Here is a 19,480-nt window from a genome sequence, read left to right as displayed (position 1 = left end):
CTGAGTTTGACCAACTTTGTTTGTTGATCTTCTGCTAAGTGTATCACGAGATTTGAGATCAATTAAGATCAGGCAAATCTAACCAGATACATCCTTAGAAAGGAGGTGATCCAGCCGCAGGTTCCCCTACGGCTACCTTGTTACGACTTCACCCCAGTCGCTGATCCTACCGTGGTCCGCTGCCTCCAAAAGGTTAGCGCACGGCCGTCGGGTAGAACCAACTCCCATGGTGTGACGGGCGGTGTGTACAAGGCCCGGGAACGTATTCACCGCGTCATGCTGTTACGCGATTACTAGCGATTCCGACTTCATGGGGTCGAGTTGCAGACCCCAATCCGAACTGAGATAGCTTTTTGGGATTAACCCATTGTCACTACCATTGTAGCACGTGTGTAGCCCAACCCGTAAGGGCCATGAGGACTTGACGTCATCCACACCTTCCTCCCGCTTATCACGGGCAGTTTCCATAGAGTGCCCAGCCGAACTGCTGGCAACTAGGGATGTGGGTTGCGCTCGTTGCCGGACTTAACCGAACATCTCACGACACGAGCTGACGACAGCCATGCAGCACCTGTCACCAGGTCACCGAAGTGAAAGACCCATCTCTGGGCCGGTCCTGGGATGTCAAGGGTTGGTAAGGTTCTGCGCGTTGCTTCGAATTAAACCACATGCTCCACCGCTTGTGCGGGCCCCCGTCAATTCCTTTGAGTTTTAATCTTGCGACCGTACTCCCCAGGCGGAATGCTTAATCCGTTAGGTGTGTCACCGAATAGTATACTATCCGACGACTGGCATTCATCGTTTACGGTGTGGACTACCAGGGTATCTAATCCTGTTTGCTCCCCACACTTTCGCACCTCAGCGTCAGTATCGAGCCAGTGAGCCGCCTTCGCCACTGGTGTTCCTCCGAATATCTACGAATTTCACCTCTACACTCGGAATTCCACTCACCTCTCTCGAACTCTAGACCGATAGTTTTGGAGGCCGTTCCGGGGTTGAGCCCCGGGATTTCACCCCCAACTTTCCGATCCGCCTACGTGCGCTTTACGCCCAGTAATTCCGAACAACGCTAACCCCCTCCGTATTACCGCGGCTGCTGGCACGGAGTTAGCCGGGGTTTCTTTACCTGCTACCGTCATTATCTTCACAGGCGAAAGAGCTTTACGACCCTAAGGCCTTCATCACTCACGCGGCATGGCTGGATCAGGGTTGCCCCATTGTCCAAGATTCCCACTGCTGCCTCCCGTAGAGTCTGGGCCGTGTCTCAGTCCCAGTGTTGCTGATCATCCTCTAAAACCAGCTATAGATCGTAGGCTTGGTAGGCCATTACCCCACCAACTACCTAATCTAACGCGGGCTAATCCTTTGGCGATAAATCTTTCCCCCGAAGGGCTCATACGGTATTACTCTCCGTTTCCAGAGGCTATTCCGTACCAAAGGGCATATTCCACGCGTTACTAACCCGTCCGCCGCTCACCCCGAAGGCGCGCTCGACTTGCATGTGTTAGGCCTGCCGCCAGCGTTCGTTCTGAGCCAGGATCAAACTCTCAAGTTGAAAAGCAGTTACCTGCTTATCCTTGACGTTCGAACCTCTGCACATCTTTGATTGCGCTACCGCCTATTCGGCTACTTGAGCACGTATAAGCGACACCCTCAGCCGGCTAGCCGAGAGTACAACCAAAAGTCATCTGTTTGTTGTGCTTCAGGTCTCCTAAGAAACCGAAAGCCGTACAAACAGTGAAGCTGACACTCCATCATCGGCATTCCGAAAAATACCTAAGAGCGCGATATACAGACATCCAATCCGTCGAAACGAACCAAACCGCCCACATATCTCTTCAGTTATCCATCAATGTCAAAGAACAAAACACCCAGAGCCAAAAACCAGACCGTAACGCCAATCCCTTAGCGCAACCGCCTAAACCTCAACCTCAGATGCCCACCGTCTCTCCGGCGCGTCTCAACCGTCTTTCCAGTCCGTCAGGCCAACCTCAGTTGCGCCGGTGAAGGGGTATTTACGGATTAGGCTTCCGACCTGCAACCCCCATTTTGAAAAAACTTCACATTTCTCACAACGAATTTAATTAAATAAAATAAATCAGTTACTTAGTGGTTGTTTCGCGATTTTCGTCGGCCATTTCAGGTGAGGGCTCATCAGAAGAAGAGGGTGAAATCTGCACTTTGGCTGGAATCGTCGACCCCGACAGCAAACGACGACATCGATATCTATCTTGAGTCTTTCGATCGGCGCGGGCGCACCCTTTCGCTGAATGTCGAAGATCACATGAAAACTGACTTCAGGTCACAATTGTTTTTTCACTCAATTGACGCAGTCTCAGGAAAGCCTGGCTCGGATGGCGAACAGCGGACCGGCGCAAAATGGTTCTGATAGTAGGAAAGCCAGCATGCAGTTCGACTATATCATCGTGGGCGGCGGGTCGGCAGGATCCGTTCTTGCAAACCGCCTTACCGAGAACCCGGCTTCACGCGTTTGCCTGCTCGAAGCTGGTGGGAACGGAAACGGTCTGACTGTCAGGGTGCCGGCAGCTGTCGTGGCAGCCCTTCCGGGACGACCCAAAATAAACAACTGGGCTTTTGAAACCATACCGCAACGCGGGTTGAACGGACGCCGGGGGTATCAACCCCGCGGCAAAGCACTGGGTGGTTCGAGCGCGATCAACGCGATGCTTTATGTCCGGGGTCAGCGGCAGGATTACGATGGGTGGGCCGATCAGGGCTGCGACGGTTGGGATTGGGACAGCGTATTGCCGTATTTCAAACGGTCCGAGAACAATGAGCTTGGCGCAGACAGCTGGCATGGTGACAAGGGCCCGTTACAGGTGTCACAGCAAAAGGAACCTCGCCCGATCACCCGCGCGTTCATTGAAGCCGCGCGGCAACTCCAACACCGTCATACTGATGATTTCAACCGAGGCGATAACGAAGGTGTCGGGCTGTATCAGGTAACGCAGTTTCATGACCCGACAAAGAATGGAGAGCGGTGCTCGGCGGCTGCGGGTTACCTGTTCCCGATTGCCAACCGTCCGAACCTGACGATCATTACACATGCCCATGCGAAAGGGCTGGTATTTCAGGGTAAGCGCGCAACTGGCGTTGTTTTCAGGGTCAAAGGCAAAGAGGCAGACACCACCGTTACCGCCACTCGCGAAGTTCTGCTGTGCGCGGGAGCATTAAAAACACCGCAGCTGCTGCAAATCTCTGGGATTGGAGCAAGCGCTGATCTAGAACCGCACGGGATCGCTGTTCTCAACGAACTACCGGGTGTAGGGCGGAACCTGCAGGACCACCTCGACTTTACTCTGACCTACCGGACCAAAGACACGAACAACTTTGGGATCGGCGCAACAGCGGCAGTGCGACTGCTGAAGCACATCCATCAGTGGCGCAAGACCGGTGTGTCAATGGCGGCCACTCCGTTTGCCGAAGGCGCGGCGTTTCTGAAAACCTCACCCGAGCTGGAGCGCCCGGATATCCAGCTGCATTTCACCATCGCAATGGTCGATGATCACGCCCGCAAACTGCATTACGGTTACGGGTACAGCTGTCATATCTGCAAGCTTCGCCCGGAAAGCCGGGGAACCGTTGGCCTGAGCAGCGCCGACCCAATGGCAATGCCTGTCATCGACCCGGGATTTCTTGCAGATGCACGCGATCTGGACACCATGATCAAAGGCGCGCGAATGACGCGAGACATCCTGCAAGCGCCAGCTTTGGCCAAATATCGGCATAAAGAGATGTTCGGAACCGATACGGCCAAATCTGACGCCGATTGGGAGGGGCATATCCGCGCCCGCGCCGATACGATCTATCACCCGGTCGGCACCTGCAAGATGGGTACCGACGATCTGGCGGTTGTGGATCCCGAACTTCGGGTGCGGGGGATTGAGGGGCTGCGTGTAGTTGATGCGTCGGTGATGCCAACGCTGGTGTCGGGAAACACAAACGCGCCAACAATAATGATCGCGGAAAAAGCCTCGGACATGATTAAGGCAGCCGCGCAGTAAAGAACCTACCGGTCCTTCATCAGCGCCTCCAACCCCACCCGGTAGTTCGGGTAGATCAATTCGACACCCAACTCATCCTTGATCCGGTCGTTTCGGACGCGTTTGTTCTCGTTATAAAAACTGCGCGCCATCGGTGTCAGATCGGCCTCGTCAAATGAAACCGCCGGCGGCAGAGGAAGCCCCTGCAACTCGGCGGCATACCCGATGACATCCTGTGGCGGGACAGGCTCATCGTCGCAGACATTGTAAACACTGCCCGGATTCGGCCTTGTCATCGAGGCTTGCAGAACCTGCGCAATGTCATCCACGTGGATACGCGAAAACACTTGCCCCGGCTTGATGATACGCCGCAGCCCACCGCGTGTGAGCTTAGAGAACGGCCCACGGCCCGGGCCGTAAATCCCTGCCAGACGGAAGATGTGAACAGGCAGGCCCGGCACAGCCGCCCATTGCTCTTCAGCCAGCATGCGCCACTTTCCACGCTTGGCGGTCGGTGTTGGCGGGGTGTCTTCGTCAACCCAGGCGCCCTGGTGATCGCCATAAACAGCCGTTGTCGATAAATAACCCACCCAAGTGAACTGACTTGCTCGTTTTCGGATCTCGTCGCCCAGCGCCGCCAGTACCGGATCGCCCGCCTCGCCCGGTGCCGTTGAGATCAGCAAATGCGTCACCCGATCCAGATTTGGAACCTCACCGGGCCAGATCAGCGGGTCCGCGCCAGAGGCACGTATCGCATCTGTGCCTTCGCCATCTCGTGTGGTGCCAAAAATCTGCCAGCCTTTCGGGGCAAGAATTCGGGAAAGGGCCTGCGCAGAATAGCCGTGGCCAAATGAGAAGAGTGTCTTGGTCATGCACCGTTGATGGGCTTCAGCGCATCGGGATGCAAGCGCCGCATGGACGCACTTGAATCGAATCTTCTGATGCGCCTTTCTGTGGATATGAGCAAAAAGAAACCAGACCTGCATTCTGCCTACGCGCTGAGCTCTCCGGACGATAACAAACGCCTTTATGCGGAATGGGCCGGGGACTATGACGACAGCTTTGCCGCGCGTGAGGATTATCAGCTTCATACCCATACCGCGCGGGCGTTTGTGGGCGCGGGCGGTCAGGGGCCGGTTCTGGATGTCGGAGCGGGAACGGGCCTGTGCGGCGCGGTGTTGTCTGGGCTTGGTGTTGGCCCGATTGATGCCACGGATATCAGTTCAGAGATGCTGGAACAGGCTATGCGCAAGGATATCTACCGGGACGCGATCGAGGCTGACCTGACCCATGGCATCCCGGTTCCGCCAGACAGCTATTCCGGCATCGTGTCATCTGGCACGTTCACGCATGGCCATCTGGGTCCCGAAGTGTTGCCTGCGCTGCTTCGCGTCGCACGATCAGGCGCTACGTTCGCCCTGTCAATAAACGCCCGCCATTTCGAAAAGATGGGCTTCAAGGGCAAGCTGCACGAACTGGAACAGGACCAGATCCACAACCTGACCCTGCCCGAGGTTCGCATCTATGGCGATCTTGCTGCAGGACCCAATAAGGATGACACGGCCTTCATTGCATTGTTCGAACGGGTTTAGTCCCCGGACAGAACCAGCCGCGTCAGGTATACATCTGCTTTTTGTAGGCCCTCGTGCGTGTCGTCGCCTCGGCTGAGCCATCGTGATAGGTGCCAAACCACTTGTCGAACGGAATTTCGGATGTGCCGTAGTTGCACTCGAAATACCTGTGGTGGAGCTGATGAAAAAAGTCGCCCGCCCGCGCGGCTTCGGTCTCACCGGCCTTTAGCTTCTCGAACCCAGAATGGGACAGTATCGGGCTGACCTGCTGGAACGAGCTGTGAAACAACACATGCAGCGGATGGGAAGGCACGATCAGGTGGATGAAATACGTCGTGAAATACAGCATGTTTTCATACCAGTGATTCGAAATCCCTGACCATGGCCCGGTATTGACATTGCGGTGATGGACCGCGTGCACATGTTTATAAAGCCTGGGATGATGTTCCAGCCGGTGCACCCAGTAAAAATGCAGACCGGACCACATGGGAATAAACAACATCCAAACCACGAACCACACCGGCGAGCTGGCCCAGGTAATCGTCGGAACCCAGCCATTTGCCATCGCCCAGAAGATGACCCACTGGTAAATGGTCGCCACCGTCATGGCGCTGCCCAGCGTCCACCAGATGTTATCCCAGACCTGATTGCGGAATGTGAATGTTCCGTTGTCCCGTGTCAGGTCCCTGCGATCAAACTTTTTGTACATCCCCTGCCCTTTGCGCATGTACAGCCACCAGTGCAGGCTTCCTGCCACCAGAGTTTGCGGTACCATGTTCAGCAACCAGATCCGAAACATCCATCCGGGCGCAAAGCTTTTCATCGTCTCTAACGCAGGAAAAAAGAACGCATAGGCGATGACGGCCAAGGTCATGCACAGGGTCAGGGCGGTGATTTGCAACCACGCTCCGCTGTACCATTTCAGCACGGCCGCCGGACGTGGTGGCCAACTGAACAGCGGGTTGAGACCCACTGGCCCGTCGGGGTGGTAATGCCAGCGGGCAGCTTCGGGGTCCTGCGTGGACTCTCGCATGTCGGTCACTCTGTCTTGCATTCAGGTTGCGTAATCCGAGCCTTCTGCATCGAGTATTGCCTTGATCTCTCGCAGATGCGCTTCGGCTTGACCGGGGTAGTCGTCCAGTTCCTGTGCTGTTTTCTCGGCAATTTCATCCGACAGCACCCGCAGGGGCAGGCCTGTTTGCAGTGCCCGGATGTATGTTTCGGCAGCGCGCTCGAAATAGTAGAGCCTGTTAAAGGTATCTGCAGGGTCGCTGCCGGTGATCAGAACCCCGTGGTTGCCCATGATCATGACTTTCTTCTTCGGATCAGCCAACATCCCGGCGCACCGCTCGCCTTCGCTTTCAAAAGCCAATCCGCCAAATTCTTCGTCAACAACGTAGCGGTTGTAGAAGGTCGCGGTGTTCTGGTCGATTGGCGGAAGTGTACTGTCGGCCAGTGACGCCAGAACAGTTGCGAAAATCGAATGCACATGCATGACGCAACGCGCGTGCGGGCAGTGGCGATGGATCGAGCCGTGCAGGCCCCAGGCCGTGGGATCAGGTGCGCCGGGCTGTGACATCACATCCGGATCGTTGGCGTTCAACAGCAACAGATCAGACGCGCGAATACGCGAGAAATGCGCCTGATTGGGGTTCATCAGGAACTGCGTCCCGTCTTCGTTCACAGCAAGGCTGAAGTGGTTGGCGACGGCTTCGTGCATGTTCAGCCGGGCCGTCCAGCGAAAGGTTGCGGCCATGTCCACACGTTCTGACCAATGATCGATATTGGGACGAAGGTTGGTGAGACTCATGTGACGCGTCCTTTGGTATCTGCGAATGACCAAAGCCTGCATTTGGTCCGGCAATTTGACCAACGAAAAAAACGCAACTATCCCATTAGCTAAACTTATGCCGGAGTTATGTCGATGCAAAACAGGCTTCCCCCGCTTGGCTGGCTGCGCACATTCGAAGCCGCAGCCCGCCATCTGTCATTCACCGGTGCGGCGCGGGATCTGAACATGACGCAAAGTGCGGTCAGTCAGCAGATCAAATCGCTGGAAGGTCACCTGGGTCAGCCACTGTTCCTGCGACGCCCGAAGGCGCTTGAGCTGACAGAGGCCGGAATCACCTATTTGCCGGTGGTGCGCGAGGCGTTTCGGACACTGATACGGGGCACTCAGGCGGTAACTGGCGCGCAACAGAATGCGGTCCAGGTGCAGTGCAACATCAGTTTCGCCGTGAACTGGCTGGCCCCGCGTCTGCCATTATTTCAGGCTGAACACCCGGATGTTCAGCTGAACATCTTCACCGAGCTGTGGGAACCCCGCGAGATGGCCGAAGGCGCAGCAGTCGAGATCCGGTATTCCCTTCGACCCTCAGATACAACCCGGACAGAGGTGCTGCGCTCTGAATATTACTATCCCGTCTGCGCGCCGGGATATCAGGTGTGCCTGCAAGACCTTCAGGAAAAACCTCTGTTCGACTGTTCCAACCTGTTGACCAACTGGACGACGTGGGTTGAAGATCAGGCTCTGAATTGGCAGAATCCGCCTATTACCTACGCGACAACCTATCTGGTTTGTTTGTCAGCTGCGATGGCCGGAGGTGGCCTGTGCCTGGCCCATGACACCATCGCAGGTCATTTGATCGATCAGGGACGACTAGTCGCACCATTTGAGCATCGCGCCCCGATGCCTGAGGCGTATTATCTGCTGCTCTCCCCTCAGGCCGAGGACACGCCCGGAGCGGTTACCTTTGCGAACTGGATACGACGAGAATTCGGGTCCGAAACGTAAACTCGGACGGGTTCCTGCGCGCTATCGGCGCCTATGTCAGCTTTCGATGACCGGGTCGGGCAGATTTGCAGAATTGTGATCCGTCGGCAGTAGTAAAGAACCGGGGTTGCACCCGCGCGCGCATTCGTGAAAGTTGAGCCATGGAAAACACACCCTTCCCAACTTGGCCCGATGTCGCCCCCCGATTGATCGCAGTTGCTGCCGGACGTGAGGCAGCAGATACGGTAATAAAGGGTGGGACTTGGGTAAATGTGCACAGCCGCGAACTGCTGCCGAACCATTCAGTTGCAATCGCTGCAGGCCGTATTGCATTTGTCGGTCCCGACGCCTCGCATTGTATCGGACCAGAGACACAGGTTATCGACGCGCAAGGCCGCTTTATCCTGCCCGGCTTATGCGACGCGCATATGCACATCGAATCGGGGATGCTGACCCCTGCCGAGTTTGCCCGCGCAGTTATCCCCCATGGCACAACCAGTATGTTCACCGACCCGCACGAGATCGCCAATGTGTTGGGGCTGGACGGTGTGCGCATGATGCATGACGAAGCAATGATGCAGCCGGTCAACATCTTCACTCAGATGCCGTCCTGCGCGCCCTCTGCACCGGGGTTAGAGACGACAGGCTATGAAATCACCCCCGAAGACGTGGCCGAGGCGATGAATTGGCCCGGGATCATCGGCTTGGGGGAAATGATGAACTTCCCCGGCGTGATTCACGGAGACCCCAAAATGCTGGCCGAGATTGCGGCCACGCAGCGGGCAGGCAAGGTCGTCGGCGGACATTACGCATCCCCTGATTTAGGGCCTGATTTCGCGGCTTATGTGGCTGGTGGACCTGCCGATGACCACGAAGGCACCTGCGAAGCGGATGCCATCGCACGGGTCCGTCAGGGAATGCGGTCGATGATGCGGTTGGGCTCGGCCTGGTATGACATTGAAAGCCAGATTACCGCAGTCACCGAAAAAGGTCTGGATGCGCGCAATTTCATCCTGTGCACGGATGACTGCCACTCTGCCACGCTGGTCAACGATGGGCATATGAACCGCGTCGTGCGCCACGCGATTGACTGTGGTTGTGACCCGCTTGTGGCCCTGCAGATGGCGACGATCAACACCGCCACGCATTTCGGTCTAGAACGCGAGATCGGATCGGTCACGCCGGGACGACGGGCGGACATCATCCTCAGCTCTGACCTGACCGAATTGCCGGTCGAACTGGTCATAGCGCGCGGGAAGGTTGTTGCGGAAAATGGGGTGATCAAGGTTGATTGCCCCCATCTGAACTGGCCCGACAAGGCACGTCGCACCGTTCATCTGAAGCAGGAACTGGCCGCGTCCGATTTTGAGATCGCGGCGCCGAAGGGTGCAAACAAGGTAAGGGCCAACGTCATTGGCGTGGTAGAAAACCAGGCCCCCACTAAAGCCCTGAAAGCCGAATTGCCGATAATCGGCGGGCTTGTTGAAGGTGAGGGTGACGTATGCCAGATATCACTGGTCGAACGACACCGGGCGACAGGGGGCGTCACCAACGCCTTTGTCTCGGGGTTTGGATATCAGGGAAAAATGGCCATGGCCTCGACCGTGGCGCATGACAGTCACCACATGATCGTCGTCGGCACCGACCGTGAACAGATGGCGCTGGCCGCGAATCGACTGGCCGAAGTAGGTGGCGGCATCACGATCTTTAGGGACGGCCAGGAACTGGCGATGGTCGAACTTCCCATTGCCGGTCTGATGTCCGACAGCCCGGCCGCTGAAGTTGCGGCCAAGGCGGACAGGATGGTTCAGGCTATGCAGGAATGTGGCTGCAATCTGAACAACGCGTATATGCAACATTCGCTACTGGCGTTGGTCGTCATACCGGAACTCAGGATCTCTGATCTCGGGCTGGTTGACGTGCGCACATTCGAAAAAATTGATCTTCTGGAACCCTTGGCATGACGACACTCCTGACACCTGAAGCCCTTTCACCAGAACAGTTCACCGATCCCGCAGCCGCAGTTGCGCGACTGGAGGAGCTTTACACTCAAGCAACGGAATTTCTGTGCGACAGCTTCTCGAAGGTACTGCAAGATGGTGCGCCAACTGCCAGATACAGAGCCTATTACCCAGAGATTCGCATAAAGACATCGACCTATGCACAAGTCGACAGCCGCCTGAGTTTTGGGCATGTGTCAGAGCCCGGCGTTCACGCTACAACCGTGACGCGCCCGGATTTGTTCCGATCCTACCTGACCCAGCAGATTGCCCTTTTGATCAAGAATCACGACCAACCGGTGACGATTGCAGCGTCGGATACACCGATTCCGGTGCACTTTGCCGTGGCAAATACGTCGGATCTGGTTGTGCCGCATCAGGGTGCGGCTGCTTTCACCCTGCGTGACGTGTTTGACGTGCCGGATCTGACCACCACGAATGACGACATCGTCAACGGTGTCCATGAAAATGAAGACGCCGTCGGGCCTTTGTCATTGTTTACTGCCCAGCGGGTCGATTATTCACTTGCGCGGCTGGCACATTACACAGCGACGGATGCCCGGCATTTTCAGAATCACGTTCTGTTCACGAACTATCAGTTCTATGTTTCGGAATTCGAAAACTACGCCCGCGAACAGTTGGCTGATCCCAGCAGCGGGTATACCTGTTTTATCTCGACCGGGAATGTCGAGATCACGCAGCCGGACGCAGAAATCGAGCAACCGCTGAAACTGCCGCAAATGCCAACCTATCATCTGAAGCGTGAAGATGGTTCGGGTCTTACTTTGGTGAACATCGGTGTCGGCCCGTCGAATGCGAAAACAGCGACCGACCATATCGCGGTTCTGCGCCCGCACGCGTGGCTGATGGTTGGCCATTGCGCCGGGTTGCGCAACACGCAGGCATTGGGTGATTTCGTTCTGGCCCATGCATATCTACGGGATGACAAGGTTCTGGATGATGACCTGCCGGTCTGGGTGCCCATCCCGCCCCTGGCCGAGGTTCAGGTCGCGCTGGAACGCGCCGTGGCCGAAGTGACCGAGCTGGAAGGGTATGAACTGAAACGGATCATGCGGACGGGAACAGTTGCATCGGTCGACAATCGCAACTGGGAACTGCGCGATCAATCCGGACCGGTTCAGCGCCTCAGCCAGTCGCGGGCCATCGCGCTGGATATGGAAAGCGCCACCATCGCCGCGAACGGCTATCGCTTTCGCGTTCCTTACGGCACTTTGCTGTGCGTGTCGGACAAGCCCCTGCACGGCGAACTGAAACTACCGGGCATGGCGTCTTCCTTTTATACCACTCAGGTCGGGCGTCATTTGATGATCGGGATACGCGCTATGGAGCACCTGCGCGGCATGCCGTTGGAGCGTCTGCACAGCCGGAAATTGCGTTCCTTCGACGAAACTGCCTTCCTCTGACGCAAAAAAGCAACGTTTTCCCCATATTTTTAGGGGTTTCTGCGCTACTATTCGTTGTGTTTGGCCACAATATCCCGTTACAGTTACGCGGTGAGGCCCTATAGATCGGGCACGTTAAGGAGACCAAGAAATGGCAAAACCTATGACAAAGACTCAGCTGGTTGCTGCTCTCGCTGAGGAAATGGGAACCGATAAGAAATCCGCGAACTCTGCGCTTGAGGCCATAACCGGCCTGATCACACGCGAAGTTTCCGCAGGTGGTGCAGTGACCCTGCCTGGCGTCGGCAAAATCTACTGCCGCGAGCGCCCCGAGCGTCAGGTCCGCAACCCGGCAACCGGTGAAACCTTCACCAAAGAAGCCGACAAGGTTGTGAAAATGACCATCGCGAAAGCACTGAAAGACAGCGTGAACGGCTGATCTCAAGCGCTTGGAACCATGAAAAGGGGTGGCGGTTACGCGGCCCCTTTTTTGTGCCTGAGCTTCACATTTTAAAGCCTGCGCACATGTGTCCTAAGGCATCAGAGTTCTTATTCAGACTGTAAATATGGGCTACAATCCAACACCGGTTGTCCTTGGCACGTTTTTTACGGACAACCCTTTGATTTCCTGCTTGGCCCGCTAAATCCCAGTTCTATGGAACAGGATATAACCTTCACGCGACTGCCCCTCGTCTCAGCACCTGAGATACTGGCGCATATGAGAAATCCAATTCTTGCCGAACACATGCCTCTCCTGACGCAGGATTGGGATGAGGAAACAGTCGCCGGTTTCATTCACGCGAAAGAGTCGTGTTGGGCGCGGGACGGCCTAGGTCATTGGGCAATTCTGCACCGCGGACATTATGTGGGATGGGGCGGATTTCAAAAAGAAGGTGAAGAGTGGGATTTCGGGTTGGTCTTGAAGCCCGGTGCATTTGGACTGGGTGCAAAGATAGCACGTCAGGCCATCGCATTCGCAAAGCAGGACAATCGTATTCCGTTCGTGACATTCTTGCTGCCGCCTTCACGCACGAAACTACGCGCAATGACCAAACTCGGCGCTTATTTTGTTGGGCAAGTAGACTACGCTGGCCACAGTTTCCTCAAATATCGTCTCGACACGAACTGAAGTGAACGACAAGGAATGAGGGCCGGATCGGGCAGTGCCCAAAAACGGCTGCGGGCCCCAATGTCGAGGCCCGCTTTTGGTTTGGTAGGTTCGAAACAATCAGTGAATCGTCTCAACCTTGTGGAAGTCCAGATCGCGATCTTCCGGCATGGCATCGATACTCATCACCTCTTTGCGCTTGGTGACCAGGATATAGACCACGCAAGCCAGGTAAAGACCGACTACGACGGCTCCGATCCACTGGATTTGCAACCACTGACTCTGGAACAGCAGCGTTAGCACAAACAGCAGCGCGACGTTACCAGCGACATAGGTCGCCTTGCCAAACCGCTCGGCGGTCATGTTCAGGTTGTCTGTATAGAGCCTAATCAGCGAGTCCAGCGAGTTGATCACAAAGGTCACGCCCACGATTACCATCGCGATATTGGTGATGCCTGCGGTGCTGATGCCGTTCAGGTGATAGTAGTAGAGAACGGTGAACCAGATCCCCAGCGGGATCGACGGGAAGATCAACAACGCCGCCAGCAGCTGCCAGGTTTTCAAACCGCCCACAAAGCGCGAAGTAAACTGGCCAATCATGATTGACCACGCAAACCACCAGAACAAGTAGAAGGCATGATAATCGGTCAGCGGCAGGACAAATTTGTGCACATTGGTGAAATAGGCACCAATGTTACTGCCGGTTTCGATAAACCCGGTCATTCCCATGCCAGCGGCCGCCCACATACCCAGAATCAGTGCAAGGAACAGAAAGGTCGAACCGACCGACAGGATGCGCACATATTTCAAATCGGTCGACGAGTATGCTGCCGCCAGAATGACCACAAACACGATGACGTAGAAGGTGGTAACGACAGATTCTCCATCTCCGACCTCTGGCAGGTAGCCAGGCAGGTAGATCAGGAACAGGCTGGCGGTAAAGGCGCAGGTGCCGATGATGACGACGTTGTTGATCAGCTTGACCAGCGGAATCTCAAAGAAGTTCACGCGCGGTTCGATCACGCAGAAATAGAAGGCTGTCAGGAAGTAAAACGCCCAGATCAGAAACCCCCAGAATCCAAATTCGATCGCCAGCGGGTTGGCAAAGGCATAGGCCGGATCTTCGGCATACCCACCAAATTCTGTCAGCGGGAACATGATCAGGCCAACATCCAGACCAGACGTAAACAGGATCGCGATGAACGTGAAAAGGTGAACAGGTGTCACGCCAACGCATCGCAGGTTCCACCATTTCACGACGAAGAACGCGACCAAGCCCAATGCCAGCAGGACGCCAAAAGATAGAATGTACTCCAGAAGCACCGACAACCCTCCCTTGATATGTCAGATCCCGGAGCCGATAACTTTAATTGTTCAGTCAATCAATAAAAACATCCTCGTGACTTTCGTTGCATCACGGATGTGTCTTTTTTAACGCGCAGCGCTTGCGACCCATCACAAAATCGGGGACAGTCCGCGCAAAGTGACAGGGGGTCTCCATGGATCTGCGCGCCATAGCCATGGGGCTGACATTTGCCCTGATCTGGTCGTCTGCCTTTACCTCGGCGCGGATCATCGTGGCAGACGCCTCTCCTTTGTTTTCGCTAGCCCTGCGGTTTTTGATCTCAGGGGTTTTGGGGGTTCTGATTGCCCGGGCGATGGGGCAAAGCTGGCACCTGACCCGGAACCAGTGGCGGGCGACAATTCTTTTCGGTATCTGCCAAAATGCCCTGTATTTGGGTCTGAATTTTTACGCGATGCAAACGGTCGAGGCTTCGGTTGCGGCGATTATCGCGTCCACAATGCCCTTGCTGGTGGCGCTGGCAGGGTGGCTTATTTTTGGCGAGAAACTGCGCCCTCTCGGAGTTTTGGGGTTGTTTGCTGGATTCACCGGCGTCGCCCTGATCATGAGCAGCCGGATCAGTGCTGGTGTCGACATGTTCGGCGTCGCACTATGCGGCATCGGAGCTTTGGCGCTGACCTTTGCCACCCTCGCGGTTCGCGGCGCGACTTCGGGCGGTAACTTCATGATGGTCGTGGGTCTGCAGATGCTTGTAGGCTCAGCGACGTTGTTCGTGGCCGCGCCGATCTTTGAGACCATTTACATCCACCCGACGCTGCCACTGGCATTGGCGTTCACCTACACAACCCTGTTTCCTGGGCTGCTGGCCACGCTGATCTGGTTCCTTCTTCTGGATCGCATCGGCGCGATCCGCGCAGCCACGTTCCACTTTTTGAACCCGGTATTCGGTGTCACGATAGCGGCCATATTGCTGGGCGAGAAACTGGGCGCGATGGATGCAATTGGCGTTACAGTCACGACACTGGGTATTCTTGCTGTTCAACTGTCACGCCAACCTGCCGGCAAAACGACTTCGGCCTAACACAAGGGCCTATCTGTTTGCGTCAGACCGACCGCACGACTGTGAGAGCGCTTTGAAATATCGCTTTGCTTTCTGTACGGCAGCCCCCAGATAATGGCACAAACGTCAAATCAGCCGGAGGATCCATGACACGCTACACCAAAGACCCCACGGTTATTGCGGCGCTTTCGCCCGAAGAATTTCACGTCACCCAACGCAACGGCACCGAACGGCCGGGGACAGGCAAGTATTTGGGGAACAAGGAACCGGGTATCTACGTGGACATTGTGTCAGGCGAACCGCTGTTTGCTTCGACCCACAAATACGAATCCGGATGTGGCTGGCCCAGCTTTACCAAGCCGATCATCCATGAGCATGTGGAAGAGTTTCGCGACACGACACATGGTATGATCCGGACCGAGGTTCGCTCGAAACACGGCGACAGCCATCTGGGGCATGTCTTCCCCGACGGCCCGCGAGAACATGGCGGCCTGCGATATTGCATCAACTCGGCCTCGCTCAGGTTCATCCATCGGGATGAGATGGAGGCTGAAGGTTACGCCGAATTCCTGATCCACGTGGAGGAAATCCAATGACTGAACACCGTGCTGTACTGGCCGGAGGCTGCTTTTGGGGTATGCAGGACCTGATCCGCAAGCTGCCTGGCGTCTTGCGTACCCGGGTGGGCTACACCGGAGGCGATGTGCCCAACGCCACCTATCGCAACCACGGCACCCACGCCGAAGGGATCGAGATCTGGTTTGACCCATCGCAGATCAGTTACCGCGACCTGCTGGAATTCTTCTTCCAGATTCACGACCCGACCACGGTGAATCGACAAGGCAACGACCGAGGCATGAGCTATCGTTCCGCGATTTACCACGTCGATGAAGCCCAAAGAGCAACCGCCCTGGATACAATCGCAGACGTGAATGCCAGCGGCTTGTGGCCGGGAAAAGTCGTAACCGAAGTCGAACCCGTCGGCGATTTTTGGGAGGCCGAACCCGAGCATCAGGATTATCTTGAGCGTATCCCGAACGGATATACCTGCCACTTCCCGCGCCAGGACTGGGTTCTTCCCAAACGTGCCAGCGCCGCAGAATAATGCACCACCTGCCCGGCCCCTCTGAACGAGTCAGAGGGGCTAGCCCGCCGCAACCCGCGGTCGCCCGCTAGCCTCGACCGTAATCATTGCTTCGACAAACACATCATTGGCCTCGACCCGCGCGGTTTTGATATCGCGATCCACGATCACCCGGATATCTTCTGCACCGGCTTCGCGCACCGCGCCTTCCGCTTCCGACCTCAGAACATTTTCCAGCAAAGCCAGCGCATCTTCTGATGCGGAAAAATCCTTGGGCCCGTCCTCGAGATGTACACGATACCGCCCTTCGGCAGGACTTGTCACCGTGCCTGTTCGCCGTAAGGTCAACCGCCCCACGACAGCGCCAATCGCATTGGCTACGCCCGCATGTTCCGGCAGTATCATCCGGCAGCGAAGCCGTTCACCAACCGCCGGGTAATAGCTGGGGGCAGATGCCCCAAGTCCCACAACATCAACGTTCAGGGCTGCGGTCAGCGACAACAAACCGCGATGCTGCGCCAATCCGCGCTGTGTCAGGATATGCCGCGCCAGCTCCTGCGGCGAATGCCCGAAACTGTCTGGCTCCTCATCAAAAGCAGCCTCTAACAAGGTCAAACTGGTCTGTTCTGTCAACTGGTCCACGATCATCTGCGCCAGCGCTTCGGCGGAATTTGCCAACATATCTCCGGACCCGACCCGTTTGCGCGCGACCAGTTCAAGTGCCTTACGGGCGGCGTCCGCATCCCAGGCATCCACCCGCCCCAGTACATGGCTGGCATCCGACGGCGTCACGCCCGAGATCTGAATGATCCCGCGGTCCACCAACCGGGTCAATGCGCCGCTCTCCATTCGGGACCGAAGCAAGGAACCGATCGGCAGAACCTGATCTCCCAACCGCTCCAACAGGGCTTCTTCTCGCGCATCTATACCGTCGTCACGTATTCCCGGAACGCGACGGGCAAAGCGCGTATCGTGCTCACCCACCGTCGTGGCCCGCAATTGCTCGTCCAGAACGGCATGGACGATCTCGGGCGCTTCCGAGGCGATCAGGGACACCGGAAGAACGCGGCGCGGCCCCAGAAAAACACCGCCCTGCAACCCCTCGGTCACGACATGCACCTGACTGTCACCTCCAAGGCCATGGGTGCGCATCGCAACTGCCTCGACCATTGTGCGGAACCCGCCCACCTGTGCCCCGGCCGAGTCTATCGCGGGCTTACCGTCACGGATCAACGCCACGTCAGTTGTCGTGCCGCCAATATCCGACACCAACGCATTCTCTGCGCCGGTCAACCAGCGCGCGCCTACAATTGACGCGGCTGGTCCGCTCAGGATCGTTTCAATGGGGCGTTCACGCGCCTGTTCAGCACTCATCAACGCCCCATCACCGCGCACGACCATCATCGGGGCCATTATCCCCAACTCGCGCAGCTGGTCCTGCGCACGCCCGATCAAACGATCGATCATCCCGATCAGCCGCGCATTCAACACGGCCGTCACGGCGCGTTTCGGCCCATTCAGCTTTGCCGACAAGTGATGCGAACATGTTACCGGAGCCCCGGTTCTTTCCGTAACGATCCGTGCGGCTTCCAGTTCATGCGCGGGATTACGGGTGGCAAACTGAGCGGCTATGGCAAAGCCAGAAATCCCTTTATGAGAGTCTAAAAACTGCTCCAGCGCGGCAACGTCCAATGGCGCAGCTTCGCTGCCAGAATGAGAATGCCCACCAGACATAACCAGGGACGGGTCCCCTTTTAACGCGTCCTTCAAACCGTGCTTTTCAAGGTCGCTGTCTTTGAATCCGATATAGATCAACGCAACGCGCCCGCCCTGCCCTTCGACCAAGGCATTAGTCGCCAATGTTGTGGACAAAGACGCCATTGAAATCTGATCCGGCGCAACTTTCGCCTGCTCCAGAACGGCAGAAATCGCCTTGCCCACACCAATTGCCAAATCCGCGCGTGTGGTCAGGGACTTGGCCGAGGCTATGACCTCTTTTTCATCCCGGATCAGTACCGCATCGGTATAGGTTCCACCCGTATCCACCCCCAAAGCCAGCGCCATCGGGTTCTCCTTACTGTTCGCTGCAGATTGGTGTAGCGATTGGGGCCGACACGTCCAGCCTGTTTGCGGCAATTATGAAAGTTGTTCCACCGCCCAACGCGCTGCGTCGGCCACGGTTTCATCCGGGTCATCTGTCAATCTCTGGGCCGCAGCCTTCAAACTCGGGCGCCCCGAGTTTCCAATGGCATAAAGCACGTTGCGCACAAACCGGTCGCGCCCAATCCGTTTGATGGGTGAGCCAGAGAACTTCGCTCGGAACGAAGTATCATCAAGCGCCACCAGCTCTTCCAGCGCAGGCGCTGCCAGATCTTCACGCGCGGCATAGCGTATGTCACTTGCGGCAACCGCAAACTTGTTCCACGGGCAAGCTGCCAGGCAATCATCACAGCCGTAGATTCGATTGCCCAGCTTTCCGCGAAGTTCAGGCTCTACAGGGCCTTTATGTTCGATGGTCAGATAGGAGATGCACCGCCGTGCATCCAATTGATACGGGCCTGGAAAGGCGTCCGTGGGGCAGCTGTCCAAACAGGCCCGACAAGACCCGCAGCGATCAATCTCAGCAGAATCAGCGGGTATATCCAATGTTGAAAAAACAGACCCTATAAAGGCCCAATTACCCCATTCCCGACTGACAAGATTTGTGTGTTTCCCCTGCCAGCCCAACCCGGCGGCCTGCCCCAAGGCTTTCTCTGGCACGGGTGCAGTGTCAACAAACACCTTAACCTCGCCGCCCGCCTCGGCAATCAGCCACCGCGCCAGACGCTTCAGTCGCTTTTTGACCAGATCATGATAGTCTTTGTTCTGCGCATAGACAGAAATCGCCCCGTGGCCGCGTTGCTTCAAGACGTCTGTCGGGTCATGTTCCGGCGTGTAACTCTCGGCCAGCATGATCACTGATCGCGCCTCGGGCCAAAGGGCTGCAGGATCACCGCGCCAATGCGTTCGTTCGGCCATCCATCCCATCTGCCCATGATACCCGGCACCCAGGTACGCGGCCAAACGCTCGGGAACTTCTGGAACATCCCACGGGCGGCAGACACGGCACGCAACAAACCCTTCTTCAAGGGCCTGTTGTACCAGCTTTTCCTTCAAATCAGATCCGATCTTCAT

Annotated in this window: 17 protein-coding genes and 1 rRNA gene; 11 read left to right on the top strand and 7 right to left on the bottom strand. The window is 56.5% G+C overall.

Features of this window, described 5'->3' with window-relative positions; translation table 11 throughout:
* Positions 1-98: 98 nt before the first annotated feature.
* Positions 99-1,555: ribosomal RNA gene (locus tag ACR3E2_RS13865) — 16S ribosomal RNA — on the bottom strand.
* A 612-nt stretch (positions 1,556-2,167) separates the two neighbouring features.
* On the opposite strand from ACR3E2_RS13865, the gene ACR3E2_RS13860 reads away from it, so the two are divergent.
* Together ACR3E2_RS13860 and ACR3E2_RS13855 are read left to right on the top strand one after the other, a co-directional pair.
* Positions 2,168-2,389 (top strand): hypothetical protein, encoded by a 222-nt coding sequence (locus ACR3E2_RS13860; protein WP_480492784.1) that lies wholly within the window; start codon positions 2,168-2,170, stop codon positions 2,387-2,389.
* A gap of 16 nt (positions 2,390-2,405) precedes the next feature.
* The gene (locus tag ACR3E2_RS13855; RefSeq protein ID WP_480484605.1) at positions 2,406-4,025 is read left to right on the top strand and encodes a GMC family oxidoreductase; all 1,620 of its coding nucleotides are present in this window, start codon (positions 2,406-2,408) and stop codon (positions 4,023-4,025) included.
* 5 nt (positions 4,026-4,030) lie between these two features.
* Here ACR3E2_RS13855 and ACR3E2_RS13850 read toward each other — a convergent pair whose 3' ends face one another.
* A complete protein-coding gene (locus tag ACR3E2_RS13850) occupies positions 4,031-4,876 on the bottom strand; it encodes an SDR family oxidoreductase (protein ID WP_480484604.1) in 846 nt (281 codons plus the stop codon).
* Positions 4,877-4,963: 87 nt separating this feature from the next.
* On the opposite strand from ACR3E2_RS13850, the gene ACR3E2_RS13845 reads away from it, so the two are divergent.
* Positions 4,964-5,596: a class I SAM-dependent DNA methyltransferase gene (locus tag ACR3E2_RS13845; RefSeq protein ID WP_480484608.1), complete on the top strand. Its 633-nt coding sequence runs from the start codon at positions 4,964-4,966 to the stop codon at positions 5,594-5,596.
* A 22-nt stretch (positions 5,597-5,618) separates the two neighbouring features.
* On the opposite strand, the gene ACR3E2_RS13840 is transcribed toward ACR3E2_RS13845, so the two are convergent.
* Together ACR3E2_RS13840 and ACR3E2_RS13835 are read right to left on the bottom strand one after the other, a co-directional pair.
* Complete coding sequence (locus ACR3E2_RS13840; protein WP_480484603.1) at positions 5,619-6,608, bottom strand: sterol desaturase family protein; 990 nt, start codon at positions 6,606-6,608, stop codon at positions 5,619-5,621.
* A 21-nt stretch (positions 6,609-6,629) separates the two neighbouring features.
* Complete coding sequence (locus ACR3E2_RS13835) at positions 6,630-7,385, bottom strand: class II aldolase and adducin N-terminal domain-containing protein (protein WP_480484602.1); 756 nt, start codon at positions 7,383-7,385, stop codon at positions 6,630-6,632.
* A 114-nt stretch (positions 7,386-7,499) separates the two neighbouring features.
* Here ACR3E2_RS13835 and ACR3E2_RS13830 point away from each other — a divergent pair, with 114 nt between their 5' ends.
* The 5 genes from ACR3E2_RS13830 to ACR3E2_RS13810 all read left to right on the top strand — a co-directional run bounded on the left by ACR3E2_RS13830 (position 7,500) and on the right by ACR3E2_RS13810 (position 12,880).
* Entirely contained in the window at positions 7,500-8,369 is an 870-nt protein-coding gene (locus ACR3E2_RS13830; protein WP_480484601.1) for a LysR family transcriptional regulator, read from the top strand.
* A gap of 140 nt (positions 8,370-8,509) precedes the next feature.
* Entirely contained in the window at positions 8,510-10,312 is a 1,803-nt protein-coding gene (ade, locus tag ACR3E2_RS13825; protein WP_480484600.1) for an adenine deaminase, read from the top strand.
* Positions 10,309-11,772 (top strand): AMP nucleosidase, encoded by a 1,464-nt coding sequence (locus ACR3E2_RS13820; protein WP_480484599.1) that lies wholly within the window; start codon positions 10,309-10,311, stop codon positions 11,770-11,772. Before ade ends, ACR3E2_RS13820 begins: the two co-directional genes overlap by 4 nt.
* Before the next feature lie 130 nt (positions 11,773-11,902).
* Positions 11,903-12,190 (top strand): HU family DNA-binding protein, encoded by a 288-nt coding sequence (locus ACR3E2_RS13815; protein WP_117871130.1) that lies wholly within the window; start codon positions 11,903-11,905, stop codon positions 12,188-12,190.
* A gap of 216 nt (positions 12,191-12,406) precedes the next feature.
* Positions 12,407-12,880 carry a GNAT family N-acetyltransferase gene (locus ACR3E2_RS13810; RefSeq protein ID WP_480487088.1) on the top strand — a complete coding sequence of 158 codons (474 nt, stop codon included), beginning with the start codon at positions 12,407-12,409 and terminating at the stop codon, positions 12,878-12,880.
* A 99-nt stretch (positions 12,881-12,979) separates the two neighbouring features.
* On the opposite strand, the gene ACR3E2_RS13805 is transcribed toward ACR3E2_RS13810, so the two are convergent.
* Positions 12,980-14,176, bottom strand: coding sequence for a BCCT family transporter (locus ACR3E2_RS13805; RefSeq protein ID WP_480484607.1), 1,197 nt, complete (start codon positions 14,174-14,176; stop codon positions 12,980-12,982).
* Between the two features lie 182 nt (positions 14,177-14,358).
* Between ACR3E2_RS13805 and ACR3E2_RS13800 the strand changes: the two genes are divergently transcribed.
* The 3 genes from ACR3E2_RS13800 to msrA all read left to right on the top strand — a co-directional run bounded on the left by ACR3E2_RS13800 (position 14,359) and on the right by msrA (position 16,327).
* Positions 14,359-15,243 carry a DMT family transporter gene (locus ACR3E2_RS13800; RefSeq protein ID WP_209506999.1) on the top strand — a complete coding sequence of 295 codons (885 nt, stop codon included), beginning with the start codon at positions 14,359-14,361 and terminating at the stop codon, positions 15,241-15,243.
* Positions 15,244-15,368: 125 nt separating this feature from the next.
* Positions 15,369-15,818, top strand: coding sequence for a peptide-methionine (R)-S-oxide reductase MsrB (gene msrB / locus ACR3E2_RS13795; protein WP_267363147.1), 450 nt, complete (start codon positions 15,369-15,371; stop codon positions 15,816-15,818).
* A complete protein-coding gene (gene msrA, locus ACR3E2_RS13790; protein ID WP_480484597.1) occupies positions 15,815-16,327 on the top strand; it encodes a peptide-methionine (S)-S-oxide reductase MsrA in 513 nt (170 codons plus the stop codon). The genes msrB and msrA overlap by 4 nt, the downstream gene beginning before the upstream one ends.
* Before the next feature lie 39 nt (positions 16,328-16,366).
* Here msrA and ACR3E2_RS13785 read toward each other — a convergent pair whose 3' ends face one another.
* Both ACR3E2_RS13785 and queG read right to left on the bottom strand, forming a co-directional pair.
* Complete coding sequence (locus tag ACR3E2_RS13785; RefSeq protein ID WP_480484596.1) at positions 16,367-18,370, bottom strand: hydantoinase/oxoprolinase family protein; 2,004 nt, start codon at positions 18,368-18,370, stop codon at positions 16,367-16,369.
* Positions 18,371-18,442: 72 nt separating this feature from the next.
* On the bottom strand, positions 18,443-19,480 hold the full coding sequence (gene queG, locus ACR3E2_RS13780; protein ID WP_480484595.1) for a tRNA epoxyqueuosine(34) reductase QueG: 1,038 nt from the start codon (positions 19,478-19,480) through the stop codon (positions 18,443-18,445).

This window comes from Ruegeria sp. AL7 (assembly GCF_056536105.1).
The sequence above is the reverse complement of the archived record's forward strand: the minus strand, read 5'-3'. Positions and strand labels throughout refer to the sequence as shown.